Source organism: Halobacillus litoralis, from assembly GCF_009856355.1.
Taxonomy (GTDB): domain Bacteria; phylum Bacillota; class Bacilli; order Bacillales; family Halobacillaceae; genus Halobacillus; species Halobacillus litoralis_B.
Map to the genome: position 1 here is coordinate 33,615 of NZ_WMEW01000009.1, position 20,550 is coordinate 54,164.

At 48.4% G+C, this 20,550-nt stretch carries 20 protein-coding genes and 1 riboswitch; of the genes, 8 read left to right on the forward strand and 12 right to left on the reverse strand.

Annotation, left to right across the window (positions count from 1 at the left end):
- Position 1: 1 nt before the first annotated feature.
- Together GLV97_RS13260 and GLV97_RS13265 are read right to left on the reverse strand one after the other, a co-directional pair.
- Entirely contained in the window at positions 2–1,978 is a 1,977-nt protein-coding gene (locus GLV97_RS13260) for an IucA/IucC family protein (protein ID WP_160889846.1), read from the reverse strand.
- On the reverse strand, positions 1,959–3,803 hold the full coding sequence (locus GLV97_RS13265) for an IucA/IucC family protein (RefSeq protein ID WP_160889847.1): 1,845 nt from the start codon (positions 3,801–3,803) through the stop codon (positions 1,959–1,961). The genes GLV97_RS13260 and GLV97_RS13265 overlap by 20 nt, the downstream gene beginning before the upstream one ends.
- A 202-nt stretch (positions 3,804–4,005) precedes the next feature.
- On the opposite strand from GLV97_RS13265, the gene GLV97_RS13270 reads away from it, so the two are divergent.
- Complete coding sequence (locus tag GLV97_RS13270) at positions 4,006–4,749, forward strand: hypothetical protein (RefSeq protein WP_160889848.1); 744 nt, start codon at positions 4,006–4,008, stop codon at positions 4,747–4,749.
- Between the two features lie 42 nt (positions 4,750–4,791).
- Here the strand turns inward: GLV97_RS13270 and GLV97_RS13275 are convergent, their stop codons facing one another.
- From GLV97_RS13275 to GLV97_RS13290, 4 genes are all read right to left on the reverse strand, one after another.
- Complete coding sequence (locus tag GLV97_RS13275; RefSeq protein WP_160841566.1) at positions 4,792–5,940, reverse strand: mannitol-1-phosphate 5-dehydrogenase; 1,149 nt, start codon at positions 5,938–5,940, stop codon at positions 4,792–4,794.
- Position 5,941: 1 nt separating this feature from the next.
- Positions 5,942–6,379 carry a PTS sugar transporter subunit IIA gene (locus tag GLV97_RS13280; protein ID WP_160841567.1) on the reverse strand — a complete coding sequence of 146 codons (438 nt, stop codon included), beginning with the start codon at positions 6,377–6,379 and terminating at the stop codon, positions 5,942–5,944.
- 14 nt (positions 6,380–6,393) lie between these two features.
- Positions 6,394–8,487, reverse strand: a complete 2,094-nt coding sequence (locus GLV97_RS13285; RefSeq protein WP_160889849.1) for a BglG family transcription antiterminator — start codon at positions 8,485–8,487, stop codon at positions 6,394–6,396.
- A gap of 596 nt (positions 8,488–9,083) precedes the next feature.
- Positions 9,084–10,916 (reverse strand): PTS mannitol-specific transporter subunit IIBC, encoded by a 1,833-nt coding sequence (locus GLV97_RS13290; protein ID WP_160889850.1) that lies wholly within the window; start codon positions 10,914–10,916, stop codon positions 9,084–9,086.
- A 248-nt stretch (positions 10,917–11,164) separates the two neighbouring features.
- Here GLV97_RS13290 and GLV97_RS13295 point away from each other — a divergent pair, with 248 nt between their 5' ends.
- Positions 11,165–12,796: an acetolactate synthase large subunit gene (locus tag GLV97_RS13295; protein WP_160841570.1), complete on the forward strand. Its 1,632-nt coding sequence runs from the start codon at positions 11,165–11,167 to the stop codon at positions 12,794–12,796.
- Positions 12,797–13,167: 371 nt separating this feature from the next.
- Here the strand turns inward: GLV97_RS13295 and GLV97_RS13300 are convergent, their stop codons facing one another.
- The 3 genes from GLV97_RS13300 to GLV97_RS13310 all read right to left on the reverse strand — a co-directional run bounded on the left by GLV97_RS13300 (position 13,168) and on the right by GLV97_RS13310 (position 15,237).
- Entirely contained in the window at positions 13,168–13,797 is a 630-nt protein-coding gene (locus GLV97_RS13300) for a fumarylacetoacetate hydrolase family protein (RefSeq protein WP_160841571.1), read from the reverse strand.
- A 163-nt stretch (positions 13,798–13,960) separates the two neighbouring features.
- Complete coding sequence (locus GLV97_RS13305; RefSeq protein WP_160835027.1) at positions 13,961–14,500, reverse strand: YcxB family protein; 540 nt, start codon at positions 14,498–14,500, stop codon at positions 13,961–13,963.
- Positions 14,501–14,610: 110 nt separating this feature from the next.
- Positions 14,611–15,237 (reverse strand): FMN-dependent NADH-azoreductase, encoded by a 627-nt coding sequence (locus GLV97_RS13310; RefSeq protein WP_160835026.1) that lies wholly within the window; start codon positions 15,235–15,237, stop codon positions 14,611–14,613.
- A 246-nt stretch (positions 15,238–15,483) separates the two neighbouring features.
- Here GLV97_RS13310 and GLV97_RS13315 point away from each other — a divergent pair, with 246 nt between their 5' ends.
- A complete protein-coding gene (locus GLV97_RS13315; protein ID WP_160889851.1) occupies positions 15,484–15,672 on the forward strand; it encodes a YjzC family protein in 189 nt (62 codons plus the stop codon).
- A 29-nt stretch (positions 15,673–15,701) separates the two neighbouring features.
- Here the strand turns inward: GLV97_RS13315 and GLV97_RS13320 are convergent, their stop codons facing one another.
- Positions 15,702–15,926, reverse strand: coding sequence for a hypothetical protein (locus GLV97_RS13320; RefSeq protein ID WP_160835024.1), 225 nt, complete (start codon positions 15,924–15,926; stop codon positions 15,702–15,704).
- A gap of 139 nt (positions 15,927–16,065) precedes the next feature.
- Between GLV97_RS13320 and GLV97_RS13325 the strand changes: the two genes are divergently transcribed.
- The 3 genes from GLV97_RS13325 (at position 16,066) to GLV97_RS13335 (ending at position 17,364) form a co-directional block, all read left to right on the forward strand.
- Positions 16,066–16,383, forward strand: coding sequence for an ArsR/SmtB family transcription factor (locus GLV97_RS13325; protein WP_160889852.1), 318 nt, complete (start codon positions 16,066–16,068; stop codon positions 16,381–16,383).
- Between the two features lie 72 nt (positions 16,384–16,455).
- Complete coding sequence (locus tag GLV97_RS13330; RefSeq protein ID WP_160889853.1) at positions 16,456–16,884, forward strand: DMT family transporter; 429 nt, start codon at positions 16,456–16,458, stop codon at positions 16,882–16,884.
- Positions 16,885–16,896: 12 nt separating this feature from the next.
- The gene (locus tag GLV97_RS13335; protein ID WP_160841574.1) at positions 16,897–17,364 is read left to right on the forward strand and encodes a DMT family transporter; all 468 of its coding nucleotides are present in this window, start codon (positions 16,897–16,899) and stop codon (positions 17,362–17,364) included.
- A gap of 206 nt (positions 17,365–17,570) precedes the next feature.
- Here GLV97_RS13335 and GLV97_RS13340 read toward each other — a convergent pair whose 3' ends face one another.
- Positions 17,571–18,656: a diguanylate cyclase gene (locus GLV97_RS13340; RefSeq protein WP_337194110.1), complete on the reverse strand. Its 1,086-nt coding sequence runs from the start codon at positions 18,654–18,656 to the stop codon at positions 17,571–17,573.
- A 282-nt stretch (positions 18,657–18,938) separates the two neighbouring features.
- Positions 18,939–19,022, forward strand: a riboswitch (cyclic di-GMP riboswitch).
- Positions 19,023–19,032: 10 nt separating this feature from the next.
- Here GLV97_RS13340 and sda point away from each other — a divergent pair.
- Positions 19,033–19,254, forward strand: a complete 222-nt coding sequence (gene sda / locus GLV97_RS13345; protein WP_160841576.1) for a sporulation histidine kinase inhibitor Sda — start codon at positions 19,033–19,035, stop codon at positions 19,252–19,254.
- On the opposite strand, the gene GLV97_RS13350 is transcribed toward sda, so the two are convergent.
- A complete protein-coding gene (locus GLV97_RS13350; RefSeq protein WP_160889854.1) occupies positions 19,241–19,648 on the reverse strand; it encodes an Lrp/AsnC family transcriptional regulator in 408 nt (135 codons plus the stop codon). The genes sda and GLV97_RS13350 overlap by 14 nt on opposite strands.
- Positions 19,649–19,767: 119 nt before the next feature.
- On the opposite strand from GLV97_RS13350, the gene GLV97_RS13355 reads away from it, so the two are divergent.
- A complete protein-coding gene (locus GLV97_RS13355; RefSeq protein WP_160889855.1) occupies positions 19,768–20,517 on the forward strand; it encodes an MBL fold metallo-hydrolase in 750 nt (249 codons plus the stop codon).
- Positions 20,518–20,550 lie beyond the last annotated feature (33 nt).

Below are 20,550 nucleotides of genomic sequence, written 5' to 3' on the forward strand. Positions count from 1 at the left end.
TTTATTCCTCCACTACCTGATGTCCCAACGGGTTCGGCACTTCATTGTAGCCATACCCCTGACTGTTTGTGAGACGCATTTTCGTCAACGATTTGTGCATCACAACCGGCTGGTATAAAAAATCACGGTCTTCCTTTACAGCCTTTGCAGATTCTTCCTCTTCCGCCAAATCGTTCAATGTCTTCTCACACTGAAGTTTCACCTCACTCCAGAACCACGGCTCATCCACTTTCGTCCACTCACTCAGCTGCCTGATGATTTCTCCCAGGTGATTTTGAAAGACTGTATAGTACAGCTTATGGTGCATATCGGACAAGTTGTTGGTCACACTGACCGAATCAGCTGCAAACTTCGGAGAAAGCCCACGTCTGCGGAGACGATTCGTGTAAATGCGTGATCCACCCCAGTCACGGAAGAAGAAACGGGAAAGACGTCCGTTTTTGAAAACAGGAATACTGTTCTGCAGGTGACCCTCCAATGCGATGCCGTACTTCACCATCAGCTTCAGATAGCCGGGGAGCACTTTTTCAATGTAGGTCTTGAAGAAGGATTCCGATGCTTCTGCGATCGTAAGGTGCTCATGGCGGCTCAGTTCCTCGACGATATCTCTCAGAATCGTCCGGCCGCTGATGGGCGATTCGGCATAGAGAGCCATGCCAGCCACAGCCCATTCCCCATCCTGCAAATGGTGGTCCATGTCTTCCCGAAGCAGCATCGTCAAATTCCTGCTTTTCAATCGGTCGTCTGAGTGGAAAGCCGCGCCGGCGAGCTCCATTAAAGGAACAAAATTCTCCAGACCTGTTTCTTTCTCATAAATGTCTTGGATCAGCCGTGAGAAGACAGTCGAATTCATAGCGGTCTGCGTGGAAATCGACCGGATTGTCGAGGTCATCTGGCTGTTGACGGCCAGTTTCATGACCGGTTCATTTCCGCAGGGGGCGACCGTTCGGAAAGAGGAGGTAGCTTCGGCATTCAAATACGGCCGGTTCAGCAGAACGATTGTCCCGCTTTCCATCTCTTCTTCATAAATGACTGGCATAGCATGGTCCATCTGCCAAGGGTGAACAGGAAGGATGACAAAATCCTCCGCCTGAAACCCTTTTTCTGTAAGTTCCTCGTAAGCAACGGCCGTCTGTTCTTTAAAATACTCACCAGGTCCGGGGTCTGTCATGATAAGGGCCTCCCGTTTCACCGCAGCAAACCGGACAGCAAACGGCTGATGGAATTCAGGGGAGTACCGGAACACATCGGAGTAGGAAAGACCGAGCTTCGTCTTAGCTCCCGGGTGTAAATGATGTCCCTCAACGACAAGCTGCTCAAAAAATAATGCGGCCGAAAACCCAGGCTCGCCTTTTTTAGAGGACAGATAGGAAAACAACGTGCCCGTCCCGAGTTCACGGGCTTCCTTCTTCACCCCATCCTTCCAGAACTCATCGAAAGCAAGCGCCATCGTTAAATTCGCCGTTCCATTGTTCAATTCCCTTGTGAAGGGGAAAAGGTTCGGGAAATCCTCCACGGAAAATAAAAGGTGGAGAAGATCGGCTGCTGATTCGACAGCCCGGCAGCCCTCACTGGAAACAAACAGGATCTCCTCTTTGGTTTCAACCATGTGAAAGGCTGATATCCGACGGATTGGAAATAAAACGCCATAGTCATGCGGACAGACGAGCAGGTAGACGGTCTCTTCTTCCAAAGGCTGGTTTTTGAGCACTTCATACAGAAGATGGTCAGAAACAGGATTTCCATCCACATGCAGAGTTCCTCCTTTGACTTCTACTTTCCGCGCTGTCTGGAAGAACTCTTGAATGTTCTCACGCAGAATCGAATCAGCCAGCTTGTGCAGGATCCCTTTCCTCCCCCTCTCTCTGTGTTTATGAAAATAAGGAACGAGTTCGGGGTGATGGCTGGTTAAAAACCGGAGACTCTTCTCCTCCTCCATAATCGGGCGCGGCATTGTCTTAATATCGGTAAAAATCATGGCTTCCCACCTCCTCTGTCAGTGGATTCGGTGCATCCACATAACGGTAATCCGTATATTGGCCGGTCAGTCTCATCTGGACGAGCGCCTTCATTTTTGATGGACCGGTAAACAAAGCTGCCTCATCGGCGGCGGCTTCCGGTTGTATAGAAGTCTGTTCTTTCATTTTTTGATAACTCTCCCGAATTACACCGGTTACAGCTTCCCACATCTTATCTTCCCGTCCGCCCACGGACCTTGAGAGAGCGGTAATGATTTCTCCGAAGTGATTATGGAGGAGGGCATGGGAAAAGATATACATAAGGTCATCAACTTGATCCGTCAATAGGTTGGTAGCTGGATCAATCGGAAGCTGATCAAAAAAACGTTCCAGCCGTTCATTCATGATCCGGATACCGCCGAAGTCTCTCAGGATGATCCGCTTCGGCCGTCCCTTGGAAAATACGACGACACAATTCTGCAGATGCGCCTCCATCCCGATGCCATACTTCGTCACAAGGGTCAGAATCGGCGGGAGCACAGCCTCTGCATAGGCTTGAATGAACGCCTCTGCCGATGATTCCGTCATCATCTCCATCATTTCCCGGGCAATTAACCGGCCGCTGATCGGCGAATCTGCGACAAGAGCAGCCGCCGGCACAGCCATTTCATCCCCGCTTAAGCCTTTCTCCGGATTTTCACGGAAAATGGCCGCCAGGTTTTTCTGCTTTTCATATCTTTCCTTATCTGATAAATGCTCCCGGGGCTCATAATGCAGGCCCACCGGCTCCTTCATGGCGGACAAACATTCCGCCAGTTCCTCATCCTGACTCAACAATCGTTCAAAAAGACGGGATAAGGCGGGCCCGTTCTTTGTCGAGGCTGCCGACACGGTTCGGACGGCGCTTGTCATTTGTACGTTTACGGCCGTCTTTATATGGTGACGGGTAAGACTGTTGTCTGGAGCAAGCGTCCGAAAAGAGATGAGTGCAGCCATAGGAAGGGTATACTCCATGACTGGGAAGACAAGGCCACTGTCCAGCACTTCCTTATAACACGGCTTGATTGTATGCTCCCACTGCCACGGGTGGACAGGAAGAAGCTGATAGTCCTCTCCTCTGACTCCCTGAATGCTGCAGGCTGCTTCAAAGGCATCTTCCAACCCTGGGTATTCCTTGAAAAGCAGAGACTTGGCTGTTTCACCGCCCATAGGCGTCTGTTTGACGACACTCTTATGGACAGCTGCCGGAATAACAGCCGGCTTTCCCTCCCATTCCGGCGCGTAGGCGTAGATGTCTTCCGGATGCAGTCCCATTCTCGTACGTGACCCGGGGTGGATCGTATGCCCCTGGATCACCCACTGTTCAAAATAGACGAGCGGACTGAAGGAAGCGTCTTCCTGCTTTCTTTTTTCCACGTAGGAAAGCATCGTTTCGGCTCCCAGTCTGCGGGCATCCTTAACAACCCCGCTTCTTCTCTCTTCCGCCGCCTTCAGGGCCAGCGCGTAATTCGACGCACTGTTGGCCATTTCATCACAAAAGCGCTGTATTTCCCGTCTATCCGCAGGGGAATAAAGCACATCCAGCAGCTGTTCCGGGGTTGTAATCACAGATGTCGTCCCGTGACCTCCGCTATGTATGACACGGCTGATATCCAGCTGACCCAGCCTGTAGGTTCTCTCCACAACCACAAGGATCTTTCCATCGTACGCATTGATATGGATCTCTCCATGTTCCTTCATCCATTCATATGGAAAGACCTGCTCACGTATGATGGCCTGAAGAAGCTGATGAAGCACGGACAGCGCCGCCTTTTCTCTATATTCTTGTTCGATCATTTCCGTCATATATGTCACCTCTGGGTGGTATTCGTTTTTGTACCGGGGTCTATTCCCTCCAAATGAAAGGACATAACCTCTCTTCTGCTCTTCCAACGTCAAATGCCTCTTCGTCCACTTCTGTGCGTACTCCCCTGTTGTCCATCGCGGAAAAATATTTTATACTTGATAATGATTATCACTATAACATTTACATGTAGGAGTCATATTTATGAAGACTGCATTCGATCATATCCAAAAAAATCATAGGATTTATATCGGTACGGAGCACTCCGGGCGTGTCTCCTTCCATGTGGGAAACCTGATAAAAAACAACGGAGACCTTGAGGAACTGCTTACGTTACAGGCAGGTAACCTCAACGCCCCGAACTTATCCATCGCCGGTCTTCTGTTTGGAAAGATGTATTCTGTCCTCACTATGGGGCTGTTCGAATCCATCGTCCGGTACGGCCTGGTCCTTGATGGACACCCGGATCATTATGGCATTGAGACCAAAGAGAAAAACGCCATGAACTATATCCTTCCCGAAAACCGTGTCCACGCCGTCAAGGACGTATCAGAGGCATATGTCAAAGAGCAGATTCATACGTTCATCGTACATCATCTGCAGCCACTGTTCCAGACTGCCGCCCATGTCTCCAAATGCAAGGCGGCCCATATGCGTTCCATCGTATCCCATAACCTGCATCAACGCATGTGTGCCCTGGAAAAAGAGGGGGTGGACCCGGAGGAACTGGAAAAGGTTTTCCGTTGGTTCACATCAAACGAGCTGTTCCAAGAAGGTGAACGCAATCCCCTCTTCTTCAATTTTCGCTGGTACACCTCTGAGGACGGCAGGGAAACCTATGTCCGCCGGCACTGCTGTATGAAATATATGCTTCATAATGCGGATAAACGCAAATGCTGTGCGACCTGCCCGCTCATATCCGATAAGGAGCGCAGGGACCGGATATAAAAACAACCCCCGCCGGGCTTACGCGCCGGGCGGAGGTTGTTTTTATGCCTTCATTTGATTGTATTTCTGTTCTACGAGCTGGACGAGCGGGTGGCCGGCATCCAGGCCGGAGGTGCGGGCCAATGTGGCTGGAAGCCCTTCGTTCTTCAATTCTTCCTGAAGTTCAGCTGCTTCCGGGTCTTTCTTATAATCATACAGAAGGGCAGCTGCAATGACTTCCGCCAGGTGAGCCGGCTCTTCGTTCATGCGTTCGGCATACTCGACAGCCGGGCGGATCAGGCGGTCTTTCGGCCCAAGCTTCCGTTTAGGTGCCCGGCCGACACGAGTGACTTCATCAGACAAGTCCGGGTTTTCAAAGCGTCCGATGATCTTATCGGCATACGCTTGATGTGTTTCCTTGTCGAACCCGTACTTCTCAATGAGTACGGCCCCTGTTTCAGCCAGTGTGCCTCGAAGAACATCCTTCACTTTTGGATCATTCATTGCTTCCATAATCGTCTTATGACCATAGTAATAGCCGAGATAAGCTGGAACCGCATGTCCTGTGTTCACAGTAAACAACTTCCGCTCAATGTATGGCGTTAGATCATTGACATACGTAATGCCTTCGACATCCGGGCGCTCCCCTTTGATGGCCGGCGTTTCCACCACCCACTCATAGTAAGGTTCTACTTTAACAGCAAGAGGATCTTCATTGGATTGATCCGGAACGATACGGTCGACCGCTGCGTTCGGGAATCCTGTTTCTTCAAGGACAGCATCCGCTTCATCTCCCTGAAGATGCTCAAGGACAGAGGCTTTCAATGATTCACTTCCGCCAATCATGTTTTCACAGGCAATGACATTCACGGGCCCACCGTTGTTCCCGGCGCGCTGCTTCAAGCCTTCAGCCAACAGGCCTGAGATGACTGAAAGAATATGAGGACCTACAGCTGTCGTAACCAGATCGGCTTCAGCAATCGCTTCAATGACCGCTTCCTTCTGTTTGATGCTGTTCAATCCAGATACATGGTTCACTTCAAGAGATTCAGATGAACCAGCAAGGTCCACGGTGTAACTCCGGCGTTCATTCAACTGATCGATCAACGTTTCATTCACATCAACGAAAATCGTTTCAAATCCTGATTGATCCAGCAGAGCTCCGATAAACCCTCTGCCGATATTTCCTGCTCCAAAATGAACGGCCTTCATGTTATTCCACCTCGCTGAACATTTGAATGACTTCTTCTTTGGTTTCCGCTTCAATCAATTTCTGAACGTTTTCTTCTTCTGAACATACAATCGCGATTTGAGAAAGAATTTCAAGGTGCTCATCGCCTTTCCCGGCAATACCGATCAACAGCTTCACGATGTTTCCGTCTCCGAAGTCCACCCCTTCTGGTACCGTCACTACACTGATGCCTGTTTCAAGTACCGCTTTCTTCGCATCCTCCGTACCATGAGGGATGGCTACAAAGTTACCCATGTATGTGGATGTCAGCTCTTCACGCTTCAGCATTTCATCGATATAGGACTTTTCTACATACCCCTGGCCATTCAAAATGCCGCCTACGTAACGGATCGCTTCTTCTTTCGTTCCCAGTGTTTGGTTCAGTTCAATGTTTCCTTTTGTCAAAATGTTGTTAGACATCATTCATTCTCCCCTTATTGTTTAGTTTGTAAATATTCATAAAGCTTCGTGCTGAGGTAATTGACGATGGTGTCTTCCTCTCTGGATTCCAGAACAGCCACACATTCTTCATCCTCAACAATCAGCGAACTCAAGTAACTCAATGTTTCCAGGCCTTCCCTGCTCATATCCGCCGGTGCAAGCATAAGCAGGATCGTGTGGACGCCGGCCGGTTCCCCTCCCATATCGACTGCTTCGACCGGCTGCTCGGTAAAGTGGACGGTAAAGGACGGCTCTTCAACCACCCCACTGCGTGTATGGTACAACGCGAGGGAGGTACCAGGTATGGCAAGCCCACCTTTTTCCTCCCGTTCCAACAAAGCTTTCCGGACAGCGGGGCCGTCTGGAATAAAGCCGTCTGCAGCCAGATCGCCGGTCATGGAGGTCAGTACTTCCTGTATATCAGATCCACCTGTTTGAAATGCGGCCAGCCGGCCCAGCAGCTTGTCCACAACATCAGCATAGCTTCTCAAGCTTTTCAGCTTATCTCTCACCTGCCCGAAGTTTACAGGGGACTCAGAGGGCGCTGGGACCTTTTTCGCTTCTTTCAAATGCTGCAGCACCCGGACACGCCGGATGGTGTGCTCCAGCTTATGAACATCCTTCTGCGGCAGCACCGGGCTTACCCTGACATAGTCTTCGATATCCGGGAGTTCAATTGTAGAAACCACAACATCATAATTCCCGTTCTCCATATCCTTCAACTCAAAAAGAGAGCGGTGCTCAACGGTTTCTATTTCATTGAACCGTTTTTGAAGCTTGGCGGCCAGGATCTTAGCCGTCCCGATGCCGCTTGAGCAGACAACGAGAACGTCTAGTCCTCCTCTGCCTTCAAGTTTTAAGAGGGCTGAGGCAAAATGCATGACGACAAAGGCGATTTCTTCTTTCGGAAAGAAAAGATCAGGAAAAACTTGAGCAAGACTTTCTTCGGTATGAACGAACAGCTCCGGATAATCCTCCATCATCTGATCGGTAAACGTGTTCTCAATCCCCATCTGGTGCTGAAGCCTGTATAAGCTCGGCTTCAAGTGGGCCACCAAATCGTGGAGCAGGCGGTCGGACTGTTGGAATTGGATACCTGTCCGTTTCGTAACTTCTGTGATCAGCTGTTTCGTCTTGAACGCTATGCTCATATTGGAATCTTCAAGAACGGAATGACGGTCATACCGCGCTTTGGCTCCCATCAAGTGCATCGTAATAAAACCCGTTTCCGCTTCCGGGATATCCAGTTGAAACGCATCCGCCAGCATCCGTGTCAGTTCCCTGGCAAATTCAAACTCTTTGGAATGCCGGAGCTTACCCAGCTGTTCTTCTTCCATATGGATGATTTCTCCGTATTGAATCCGTTCAATGGCCAGTCCAAGGTGGATGACCAGAGCGATATAGGCACTGTCAGCCAGTGGATAATGCAGTTTGTCCCTTAGTTGATCGACATGGGTTTCAATTTGCGTCAGCTTGTCCGGCTGTACAAATTCAAGCACCTGACCGGAAATGGAAGACACAGGCTTTTTTTCGGCCTGCATATTCTGCTGCAGAATCGAGAATAAATCCAATTCATTCAAATGTTTCATGATCAGTGAACTGATTGCCTTACGAATACCAGATTCCGCTCCCTTGACTTCCACCCCGTACCCACGCCTCCGGACGAGTGTAAGATCAAAACTTTCTAAATGGTGTTCCACTTTATCAAGGTCATTGCTGGCGGTGGCTGACGTTACTCCCAGATCCGCCGCTAAAGCGGACAATTTCACGGGCTCCCGTGATTCCAACAGCTTCGATAAAATAAGCACCTGGCGTTCTTCCGGCGTATAATCCACGGTTTCCTGCTGATGAAGCTCCCGTTTAAACTGCTGGCGGTTTTCAAAAGGACCCTCCAGAGCGAGCAGGCCTCCCGATTGCTTGGATAACTGCAGTCCGTAATCCTGCAACGCTTGTTCAATCCCCTTCAAATCGCGGTGGACGGTTCGTGTGCTGATTCCAAGGTCATCGGCTACACGCTTGATCGTCACTTTTTCTTCCCCAGAAAAAAGCTGCTCTAAAATCTTCCTTTCACGGGCCGTCACATACATCTGCCTCACCTCCCTCGCTGACAATATTTAATTAGTTTGTTATCTATACCCCCATCTTATCCCCATTCGTAAGGGTTTTCAACAGAAAGTAAACCCACTCTCGTCACAAGGACTGTGACAAAATTAAAAAAGAGACCCTCATCCAGCAGAACGCTCACAGATGGACCAGACGCGTGCTGTTCCCGCAGGCACCATCACCGAACGCTCCTCCTGCCGACATTAGAACATATAGGAGGAAGATTGTGCACTAAGCAGGTTCGCATACTCAAAAGAACGGCACGGGCTGCGCTGTTGCCGCCTGCGTGGAAAAGAACAGACGCCGTTGACGCCTGCCTGCCGGAATATGAAAAAGACTGCCCTCCATCCAGCAAGGATAAGCGTTTTAAAGAATCCCCAAGGAGCGGTGCCCCTTCCACTCCTACGGTAGAACGAGTGGTCCGAGACCCCGATCATGGGTTTTGCGAGGAAGCTAGGGCGCTCGTCCGCGGAAAGGGAAGGGGCTTGAGCTCCTGGCGGTAAGAAAAAAAGCTTGTAAAGAAACAGGGGTTTCTCTACAAGCTGAAAAGGAAGCCGCGTGGGCTTCCTTTTCTTCGTGCTTATTCGTCTTCTTTCAATTCATTGACCAATTCATCGTAGCGCGGGCTGTTCAGGAAGTTGTCCACGGAAATGTGGTGCGCTCCCGGTACACGCTGCATCGCGCGCTCTGTCAAATCTTTGTGCGTGATGACGATGTCCACATCAGATGGCAGGTCATTGATCGCCATGTTTGTTACATCGATGTTGATCCCTGCTTTTTTGAATTTGTTCTTAAGAAGGGAGGCTCCCATTGCACTGGATCCCATACCGGCGTCACAAGCGAAGATGATCCGGTCAATTTCCTTTTCATCCACGGCTGGAACCTCTCCGGTATTTCCAGATGGCGCAGGCTGCGCTTTTTCCTGGAATTCTTCAGGCTTCTCATCATTTTGCAGTTCATTGACAAGCTCATCATAGCGCGGGCTGTTCAGGAAGTTATCCACGGAAATGTGATGCGCTTCCGGTACACGCTGCATCGCGCGCTCTGTCAAATCTTTGTGCGTGATGACGATGTCCACATCAGATGGCAGGTCATTGATCGCCATGTTCGTCACATCGATGCTGATTCCTGCTTTTTTGAATTTGTTCTTAAGAAGGGAGGCTCCCATTGCACTGGATCCCATGCCGGCGTCACAGGCAAAGATGATCCGGTCAATATCCCCTTCACGTACAGATGGAACTTCTTCTGTATTTCCAGAAGGAGCTTCCTCTGTAGAAGTTTCATTTGCTTCTTCGTCCTTCGTCAACTGGCCGGAAACAGAACTCTTCTTCCCTTTCATCTGTTCCATCTGCGCAGTCGCCTGGTTCAAATCGTCTTCCTCATCTTTCTTGCTCAGCTTCAGAATCAAGGAAGCGACAAGGAAGGAAGCAAGAGCGGCAATCAATACACCAGCGATTACTCCCAGCAGATCTCCACGTGCTGTTAAAGTCCCGATGGCGATGATACTACCCGGGGACGATGCAGCTGTCAGCCCGACATCAAGAGCGGCAAAGGTTGCTGTACCTGATACACCACCAGCAATAACGGCTAGAAGCAGAGCTGGCTTGGACAGAATGTACGGGAAGTAGATTTCGTGAATACCACCGAAGAAGTGGATGATTGCAGCACCCGGTGCTGTCTGACGGGAAACACCTTTTCCAAAAATCGTAAAGGCTAACAGGACACCAAGTCCAGGGCCTGGGTTGGCCTCAAGCAGGAAGAGAATCGATTTACCAAGATCCTGCGTCTGATCCACAGCAATCGGACTCAGGATTCCGTGGTTGATGGCGTTGTTCAGGAACAAAATCTTCGCTGGTTCAATAAAGACGTTGACCAGTGGAAGCAGTCCAGCGCCGATCAGGAATTCAACCGCACTTCCAAGAATATTTGTCAGACCAGCCATAACCGGGCCGACTATATAGTAACCAACGATAGCCAGAATACCTGCGGCAATACCGGCCGTAAAGTTGTTGATCAACATTTCAAAACCGGATTTTACTTTTCCTTCAAACAGTTTATCTACATATTTGATAACCAGTCCACTGAATGGACCGATAACCATGGCTCCAAGGAACATCGGAATGTCTGCCCCAACGATAACCCCCATCGTGGCTGTCGCACCGACGACTCCTCCACGCAGACCGTGCACAAGGCGTCCACCTGTGAAACCGATCAATAATGGAAGGAGATAGGTAATCATCGGACCGACCATTTCGGCTAAGTCCTCATTTGGGAACCATCCATCTGGTATAAATAAAGCGGTAATAAGACCCCATGCAATAAATGCGCCGATGTTCGGCATGATCATACTACTTAGAAAGCTGCCGAACTTCTGCACCCGGGCACGAAAACCAGCTTGCTGCTTTTCACTCATATTGTTTCCTCCTCGTCTCTTTCGTGTGTTTCTCTGTAACCTTATGATAAAGCGGTTACACCCCTCTGCTCAAGACAATCTAAACGCATGTTTGTCACAGATGTCATGACAGGATTAAAAAAGCTGTCATGACGCGGTTGAGTCCCTCTTTGCCTGCCGGATCATTGGAATTCAATCCCAGATCCTGTTTGATTTTCTGCTCACAGGGAACGTTTACACAAGATAACCAGGACAGGAGGAATAGGACAATGAATGCAGCTCAACTACTGATACAATGTTTGGAAAATGAAGGAGTCGAGTACATGTTCGGTGTGCCGGGTGAAGAAAATATCGATGTGATGGATGCTGTTTTGGATTCGTCCATCCAATTCGTCACCGCCCGTCATGAAACAAGCGCCGCTTTTATGGCCAGCACGTATGGACGCCTGACAGGGAAGCCCGGGGTCTGCCTCGCCACCCTCGGACCCGGCGCTACCAATCTTCTGACAGGTGTTGCCAACGCGAATATGGACCATTGCCCGTTGATCGCGATTACCGGTCAGGCCGGCCTTGACCGTCAGCATAAAGAGTCCCATCAGTACTATGACCTAGTCGATATTTATGAACCTGTAACCAAATGGAATGCCCAGCTCAAAACGGGTGAAATGATTCCGGAGGCTGTCAGAAAAGCATACAAGCTGGCATCGGAGGAAAAGCCGGGAGCTACACACATCGATCTGCCCGAGGATATCGCTGAAAGCGAAGTAGAGGGGGCTCCGCTGCCCATCAGCCGCTCCACTCTGCCGACAGCAGAAACATCCGTGATCCAGGAAGCAGCGGAAGCTGTAAATGAAGCACACTTTCCACTCATCTTAGCCGGAAATGGAGTCACCAGAGCAGAAGCCTCTGAAGAACTCCAGGAGTTGACCGAAAAAGCCTCTATTCCGGTTGTGCATTCCTTCATGGGAAAAGGAGCGCTCTCCTGGAAGCATGAGCACAACCTTTTCGCAGCAGGAAGCGGCACGGATTACATTACGTGTGGATTCAGTAAAGCGGATTTGATCATCACCATCGGCTTTGATATGGCAGAAACGCCCCCGGAAAGCTGGAACCCTTCCGGCCGCACCCCTGTCCTTCATATCGATACGGACACGGCTGAAATCGATTCCCACTATCCGGTCAAGGTCAATGTTGTTGGAAACATCCGGGAAAACCTCGCCCAGTTGAATACGTCTATCTCAAGACAAAAGCGGGATCTTTCCTGGGCGGAGAATGTCCGCAGTCAGATGCTTGAAGATATGAACGCTCATAACGAGGATGACTCCTTTCCTTTGAAGCCGCAGAAAATCATCTCCGATCTGCGCCGGACATTGAACGATGAGGACATCGTTATCTCCGATGTGGGCGCACACAAAATGTGGATGTCCAGACTCTATCCGGCCGCTCTTCCGAACACGTGTCTCATCTCCAACGGACTTGCTTCCATGGGGGTATCCGTCCCCGGTGCTGTCGGTGCGAAGCTGGCTCATCCGGACAAAACAGTAGTAGCTGTGTGCGGTGATGGCGCCCTCTTGATGACAGAAGCAGAAATGGAGACAGCAGTAAGACTTCAGCTCCCTATCATCATTCTGTTGTGGCGCGATGAAGGATACGGACTGATTGAATGGCACCAGAAGAAAAAATTTGAACGAACGTCCCATATCGGTTTCGGAAACCCTGATTTCTCCAAGTTGGCAGAGGCGTTCGGTTTTGAATCTCTACGCGTCGAGAAAGGGGAGGCTCTGACAGAAACCCTTGAGCATGCCATTTCCTTAAACAAGCCCGTATTCATTGACTGTCCTGTCGATTACGGCGAAAATATGAAGCTGACGGAGAAACTGAACACGATCCAATGCGACTGAGGGATTGGACAGGAAAACAGCTTCCATTCATGAATAACAAAAAGCGGAGCCTGACAGCTCCGCTTTCCAGGCTGCCGGATCATTGATCGGCAGCTTTTTTAATCGTTCCATTTTCTTCTTGTTTCCCATACTAGAACATGTCCAAGAGATTCCTTTTGTATACAAGGGATTGCCATTCCCCCTCCTTTGGTCCATATAAAAACAACCCCGCGTAAAGCAAAACAGGGTCGCTTTTCCCCCTGTAACCTATCGTGATCACGAGGAGCGTTCGGTGGTGACGCCTGCGTGAGGCATCCATCGATAAGCAGAACATGTATCTACATAAAAAGGGACAGCTCCAAGAAAAGACCTGTACCTTTTCTCCACTTTCTTTACTGGATATGAAGAGGCCCGAAGCTATACGATTGACCGCCCGACTCCATCTCAAATGTGAAAACATCCCCATGCCCGACAGGCCCTACTCCTTCGGGTGTTCCTGTGAAAATGATGTCTCCCCTGCTGAGTCCGAGACGGCTGCCGATCACATCAACAAGATCACGGAGAGGGAAAATCATCTTGTCCGGCTGTCCTTTCTGCAGGAGCTCTTCATTTTTATAAAGCGTAAATGTCACCTTCCTGAAAGCCTCTTCTCCCGGGAAAGGAACAAACCGGCTGAGTACAGCCGAACCTGGAAACCCCTTAGCCATCGTCCATGGATGCCCTTTTTCCTTGAGCTTCGACTGTACATCCCTCGCTGTGAAATCGATGCCGAAGGCCATTCCTCCGATCATAGCGTCCAGCGGCTTATCTGGATGATAATCCTCCCTCATTTTTACAACAAGCTCCCCTTCAAAGTGGATCGCTCCCTGCTCAAATGGAAGTGGTAAACCACCTTCTGCTTTATGTAATGCGTGCGTCGGCTTCATGAAAATGAGCGGTTCGGACGGCACCTGATTGCCAAGCTCTTCGGCATGCTTTCGATAATTACGTCCGACACAATAAATGTTGCGGATTTCCTCCATCTCTTTCAACTCCTCCCTGTTTTCCTGCTTTCTCCAGTTTAGCACAGGAACCAGGAGCTTACGGAATATCCCTCGAATGTATACAGATGTCCCACCCTCTGCACGTCTTCCAACAAGCAGGCCATCCATTACCATAAAAAAACGCAGAGCAAAGGCTCTGCGTTTACGTAGAAGCTGGAATCCAGCGTTTATAGGGCTGCTTGCTGAGATGATGAGCCGCGAGTTCCTTAAACTCCTGCTGTTGTTCTTCGGAAGCGAAATAGCGCTTCGGCAGAATGATGGTCTGCTTATCCTTTGTATAAAGAACAAACATCGTGGACACTTCATTCAACGTCGCAATTTCTTTCCATAAATAGCAGTGGCTCTGTTTTTTAATCTTTTCGGTAATCCCTTTATCATCAATCGTATAGGTCCATGCATTTTTGGCATAATAATCAGCTTTGTAAACACCTGTAGAGCGGAGATGGAGGACAAACATCATGATCAGGAAGACAAAAGCAGCCGGGATCAAGGCATATCCCATAGAGACCAGTCCCTTCTGCCACCAGGTTCCTTCTACGGATCCATAAAACAAAATGGTAAACAGCACCAATGTGCTGAACAGCGTCCATATCTTCATCCGTTTAAAATGAAAAGCGTGGCACTGCTTAAATTCATTCAACTGAAGAATGCCGCTGATATGAATTCCTTTCTGGATATTCATGGTGTACCCTCCCTTTTAAAAAGTCTACGCTAAGATTAGAGGTTATCCTCATCTTTAGCAACCATTATGCTTAAAAAAACGCACCCCAATTTATGGGATGCGTGGAAGAATTAAAAGGAGACAGCCACTTTTTCTGCTTTCTCCAGCCCTTCTTCAATAATGCTTTCCGCCTTGTCCGGGAATTGGTTATGCCCTTCAATGACGAGCGTCGTAATATCTGAAATGCCCCAGAAGCTCAGAATGTTTTCCACGTAATTGACCGCCATTTCTGCCGATTGCGCCGGTCCTTCGGAATAGACACCACCGCGGGCGTTCAACACGGCCACTTTCTTATCAGGAAGCAGTCCGACAGGGCCTTCCGCCGTATAGCGGAACGTTTTCCCCGCCTGAGCCAGGTAATCAAAGTACGTATGAAGAACCGCTGGTATCGTGAAATTCCAAAGCGGGAAAGCAAAGACAACTTTATCCGCTTCAAGGAACTGGTTCAAATATCCATTAACTGTCTTCGTCGCTGCCTCTTCGTCCGGAGTCAGCTCCATACCTTGAGACAGTTTGAACATCCCATTGATTTTGTCGGTGTTGTAGTACCCGAGATTCTCTTCAAACAGATCAAGTTCTTCTATTTCGTGATCCGGATGATTCTTTTTATAATGATCCAGAAACGTGTGGTACAGCTTCACACTTACGGATTGTTCAATAGGTCTAGAATTCGCTTTAACAAACAATACTTTTGTCATGAAAAATCCCTCCAGCATATATTCAGGCTTTCCGCCTTTTTAGTTTGAATTCATAATGTTGCTATACATACTATATAACAATCATCATGTTAATCGTCTTCGCTGTATCTGTCAATCATAATGAATTTCAGGCGGCGTATCCGACCATAGAACCAAATTTATCCAAACAGGTTTAACGACTGGAACGGCCGGCTATAGAGCTTATGTGCGCACAAGAAAACAATAAATGGGAAAGGATGTATAAGCATGGCAGATCGTTACAAGACAGGCGAAAAAGCACCGGAAAAAGGTACTTATGAATTCGATGGTTTAGTCTACGGCCGTAAAAATAATGATGTCACTGAGGATGAAAAACATATCGAACTCAGCAGCGGTGATACATTCCCACCATTACGTTCAAGTAAAGAAGCAGCCTATTGGAAAAAAGCCAAATAAAAAGAAACCTGAACCCCTTCAAGCTGGGTTCAGGTTTTTTTCTTCCCCTGGATCACTTTAAACCGGCTTCCTTTAGCTCCCGGCTGCTCTTCGAACGATGTAATCGCTGCTCTCACCCCGATGGAAAGCGACCCATCTGCCTCTACTAAAAATAAAGTGCCCGGTTCTTTCACCTCTACGGAACGGACGTTATGCCTTGCAAAAAGTTCCTGCAGTTCATGGATCAGCTCTGTTTTTCCGTACGTGAATCCCATGTTTGAACCCCCTCGTCAATGTCTTGTTACTAGTAGGTTATGTAGGAGCTATAGAAACATGCCTCCCCTCTATGAAAAGCACAGGACATAGAAAGCCGCTCTCGTTGACATATCGAAAATCATCGATTAATATAGCCCTATGAAAAACTACATTGATATCTTTAAAGTATTAGCCAACCAGACAAGATTGGACATGCTTATGTGGTTGAAAGAACCTGAAAAACATTTCGACAAGCCAACCGCCCATCTATCTAAAAACATTAATGAAAAAGGCGGCGTCTGTGTCGGGGACATTCAGGAAAAAGCGGCCCTCTCCCAATCGACGGTCTCCCATTACCTGGCGATGATGCAGCATGCCGGACTGCTGGAATCCGAACGCCACGGGAAATGGACCTACTATCGCAGACGTGAGGAAACCGTAAAGGAAGTCGCTGAATTTATAAAAAGAGAGCTTTGAGCTCTTTTTTTATCCCCTATATATCGATAATTTTAGATATATAGATATATAAATAAAGGAGGAATATTCCATATGAAGTTGTGGATTTATTTAATCGCGCTAATGGCAGGCATTTCCCTCAGTATCGAAGGAGCTGTCTATGGAGAACTGGGGCAGACCATCGGAAAGCTTGAAAGCAGCTTTTATAATTTCGCCGCCGGATCCATCATTCTCGGACTTATTGTGCTCTTTTTTGGTAAAGGAAAGATGGCAGCTACGATCGAGGCGCCCCGGTGGCAGATGAGCGGCGGACTGCTGGGTATCATTTATTTAACCATATTGATCTTCGCCATCCCTGTGGTCGGCGTAGGTGCCGCCATGATCAGTGTCATTGTCGGACAGCTTCTTATGAGTCTGCTGATTGAATCGAGAGGCTGGCTTGGCAGTCGTGCCGTCCCCGTTCCAAAAGAAAAGATTTTTGCTGTCGTCCTGATGACCATTTCACTGTTTCTCATTTATTAAAGGAGGATTCTTATGGGCTTATTAATTATCGCAGCCTCTGTTGCAGGAGGTACCCTGCTCAGTTCGCAAAGCTCAATTAACGGAGCTTTAAGCAGAAAAGCCGGTACGTATGAAACGACCTTTTTCACTTTTATAACAGGAGCACTCATGCTTGCTCTGCTCGTCCTTTTCTTCGGCACCGGCGACGTTATGAAAATTCTGGAGGCTCCCACCTGGCAGCTGAGCGCTGTATGGTTCGGGGTCGGCTACTTGTTCCTGACCGTTCTCGCTGTTCCGAAAATCGGTGTGATCGCCACCAACATTGCCACCATTATCGGCCAGCTCGGTGCCGGGATGCTGATCGACCATTTCGGCTGGTTCGGAGGATTGCAGATCCCGCTCGACGGGGAGCGGATCACTGCCTTCATCCTTATGCTTGCCGCCCTTTGGCTGATCTATAAGGCTGACAAAAAGCAGCTGCAGAAAACGGAACATTTTTAAGGTTTTGTTACCTTCTGTATAATCTGCCACTATCAAAAGACCATCCATTATAATGGATGGTCTGATGGCAGGTGTCTTATAATGAAACCAACTTTTCTGTCAAACCTGAATGAAAAGATCGAAAGTGTCCGGACTAAAATGTACTGTTGAATCGTTTAGAGGAGATAACCAAATAAAAAGGATGCCCGTGACCCGGGCATCCTTTTTCATGCGGATATGACTTTATTTCTCCCCGAATGTTTTGCCTCATACAATAATTCATCCGCTTTTTCCAATAGTTCTCCGGCCGAAGTCACTTGATCAGGGTATGTACTGACTCCGATGGAGACCGTAATTGAAATCTTTCTTCCGTCCGGGAGTGAAAACGCATGCTTTTCCACTGTCTGCCTGATTTTTTCTGCTTTTGACCTGCCTGATTCATTGCTGCAGTCCAGGAGAATGACCGTAAATTCCTCGCCGCCATTTCTGGATACGATATCGAAGGAGCGGGTTATATCATTTAAGATCTTCCCGAGCTGCCTGAGCACTTCATCCCCCGCCGCATGTCCATAGGTATCATTGACGTGCTTAAAGAAATCAATGTCAATAGCAAGAAGGCTCAACGCTTCCTCTTTTTCCACTGCGTTTTTCACGCTGTAGTTCCAGAGACGATCAAACTCCCTTACATTATATAAACCCGTTAAAAAATCAATCGAAGACTGCTCTTCATATTTCTTGAAAAGGTAATGAGACCTCCGCAGATAATGAACGAGATAGGAAGCCAGCATCCCTCCGATGAAAGAAATCAGCCAGTAAATCGGAATAATAAACTGCAGGGTTTCCCAGTCTCTGACCAACATCGAAATGATGAATGAGAAGACGACGTTGGACCAAAGCAGCATTTGAAAGGAAGATTTGAGAGGGCTTTCCCTGTGATGCAGCTTCCGATACACCCACAAATAACCGATAAACAATAAGACCATTAAGGCGATGGCGGCCATGGAGGAAGGATTGATTCCATACAACAGCCGGCCGGAAGCAATAATCACAGCACTCAAAAGGGCTGGCTGCACCCCGATGTATAAAAGGATAAGAATAACCGGGAGGTGTCGCAGGTCGATGATGGTCTGCTCTGTCACCTGTATGGAAAAGTACATCAGAACGATACCAAGAATCCCTCCAGCCAGACCGTCGATCCACTGACTGCTCTGTTTTGAAACCGCAGGCAGCAGTTTTGTCCATCGAAACTGCAGGTACATAAATACAAGGGCAATTACGATGCAGATATTAATAAAAAACTCCTGAATAATCACAAACAACCTCATCCCTCTTTCCCGACTTCCAACCCTTTATTCTATTATCGACCCCTTTCGGCAGATTTGTCTATGAATATTGTCATCACTTTGTAAAACAGGGTGTACAAAATATACACACCTCCGTACCATTAGAGGCTTTTTACCTATTAAAAAATAAGCCATTTTGTGGTAATAATGGAGTAAGTAAAAGCGATTATAACAAACGACATAAAGGATTCATCCAGCTTTTCCTCCCGGCTGTTTCCACTTGTCTATAAGAGGGTATACGTATCAAAACAAAATAAACGAGACACGATGAACTGTGGTTTTTAATGTGGGCACTTGAACCACAGGGAGTGAGTAGTGCAACCGGCTCCGCTCAGGAGGCAGAACTATGAGTAAAACCCCCCCGCGTCCCATGAAAGACAATGATGATCACAAAAAACGCTTCGTTCACCTGAACGCTTCGTCCATCAAAACCTTGTCGGACCCCCTTCTCCTGCTGACCTACCGTCAGGCCGCGGAGATGGGACTGGATCGAGACTTCCTCCTTCTTGTCTGCAGGGAGTTGAAAGAAAGGGGGTTCTCCATCGAATGCTCCTCTACCTACGGATGACAATCGATAATTTATAGCCCACCTTTTGGTTCAGCTCCATAAGCCATTCATCAAGCACCTCATTGTCAGGAAAGCGGCACTCCAGTAAATAGCATCCTTCACCGCTGATTTTATAGTTATTCCTGACATAGGATTTACTTTTCTCAAGAAAATCAAAATAGGGCTGGTGATTCAGGCTGTCGGTATAGATGTTCAAAAAGCAGTGGACAGGATACCCCAGCTTTTGTTCATTCACACGGATCGTATACGAATCAATCAGCCCTTCTTCTTCTAATTTCAGCACCCTCGTCGCAGCGGCCTGTCCCGTAAGATGGACACGTGCGCCCAGTTCCTTCATCGTCATCCTTCCATCTTTCTTCAGTTCATCTATAATTTTTCCATCGGTTTTGTCCATAACCTCAGCAGTCCTTTCATCATTCAACTTTTTTGAGGAAAACTCTTGATAGAAGCTGTGTATTCCTTTTTCCCTTCATAGTACGCTATTTACAACACAGATAAAAGGAGGAAGCTCTTATGAAAATTAAGCTTATTCGAAACGCAACCCTGCAGTTGAACTATGGAGGCAGAACCTTTCTGATTGATCCATTCCTGGCGCCCCAAGGAGCGATGCCGCCTTTTCCCAATACACCCAACCAGAACCTGAGAAACCCGACCGCTCCACTGCCCGTCGATCCTGAACATCTGGCAGAGGCAGATGCTGTTTTCATCACCCACCTTCATCCGGACCATTTTGACGAGGATGCGAAAGCAGTGCTCTCAAAAGAGACGGCCTTGTATGCTCAAAATGAGGAAGATGTGGAAGCTGTGCAGAAAGCCGGTTTCACCCATGTTCATTCATTCCAAAATGGTGTGGATATAGACGGTATCCGGATTACCCGCACCCCGGGTCGTCACGGTTCGGAGGAAATGACCGCTATGACTGGAAAAGTATCCGGTCTCCTCTTTGAAGCGGAAGGCGAAAAAAGTCTTTACATCGCCGGGGACACCGTCTGGTATGAAGAAATCGAACAGACACTGGCATCCTTCCGCCCCGAGGTCATCGTGGTAAACGCCGGCGCAGCTCAATTTTTAGAGGGCGGGCCGATTACCATGACGAAAGAAGATGTCAAAGCAGTTTCCGAGGCCGCACCAGAATCCGAGATGGTTGCCGTCCACATGGAATCCTTGAACCACTGCCTGTTAACAAGGGACGAATTGAAATCCTATATGAGCGGTTCCCCCACTTTTCACGTCCCTGAAGACGGTGAAACGCTGACCTTTTAAAATCACCCCCTCCGGCACTGTCGGAGGGTTTTT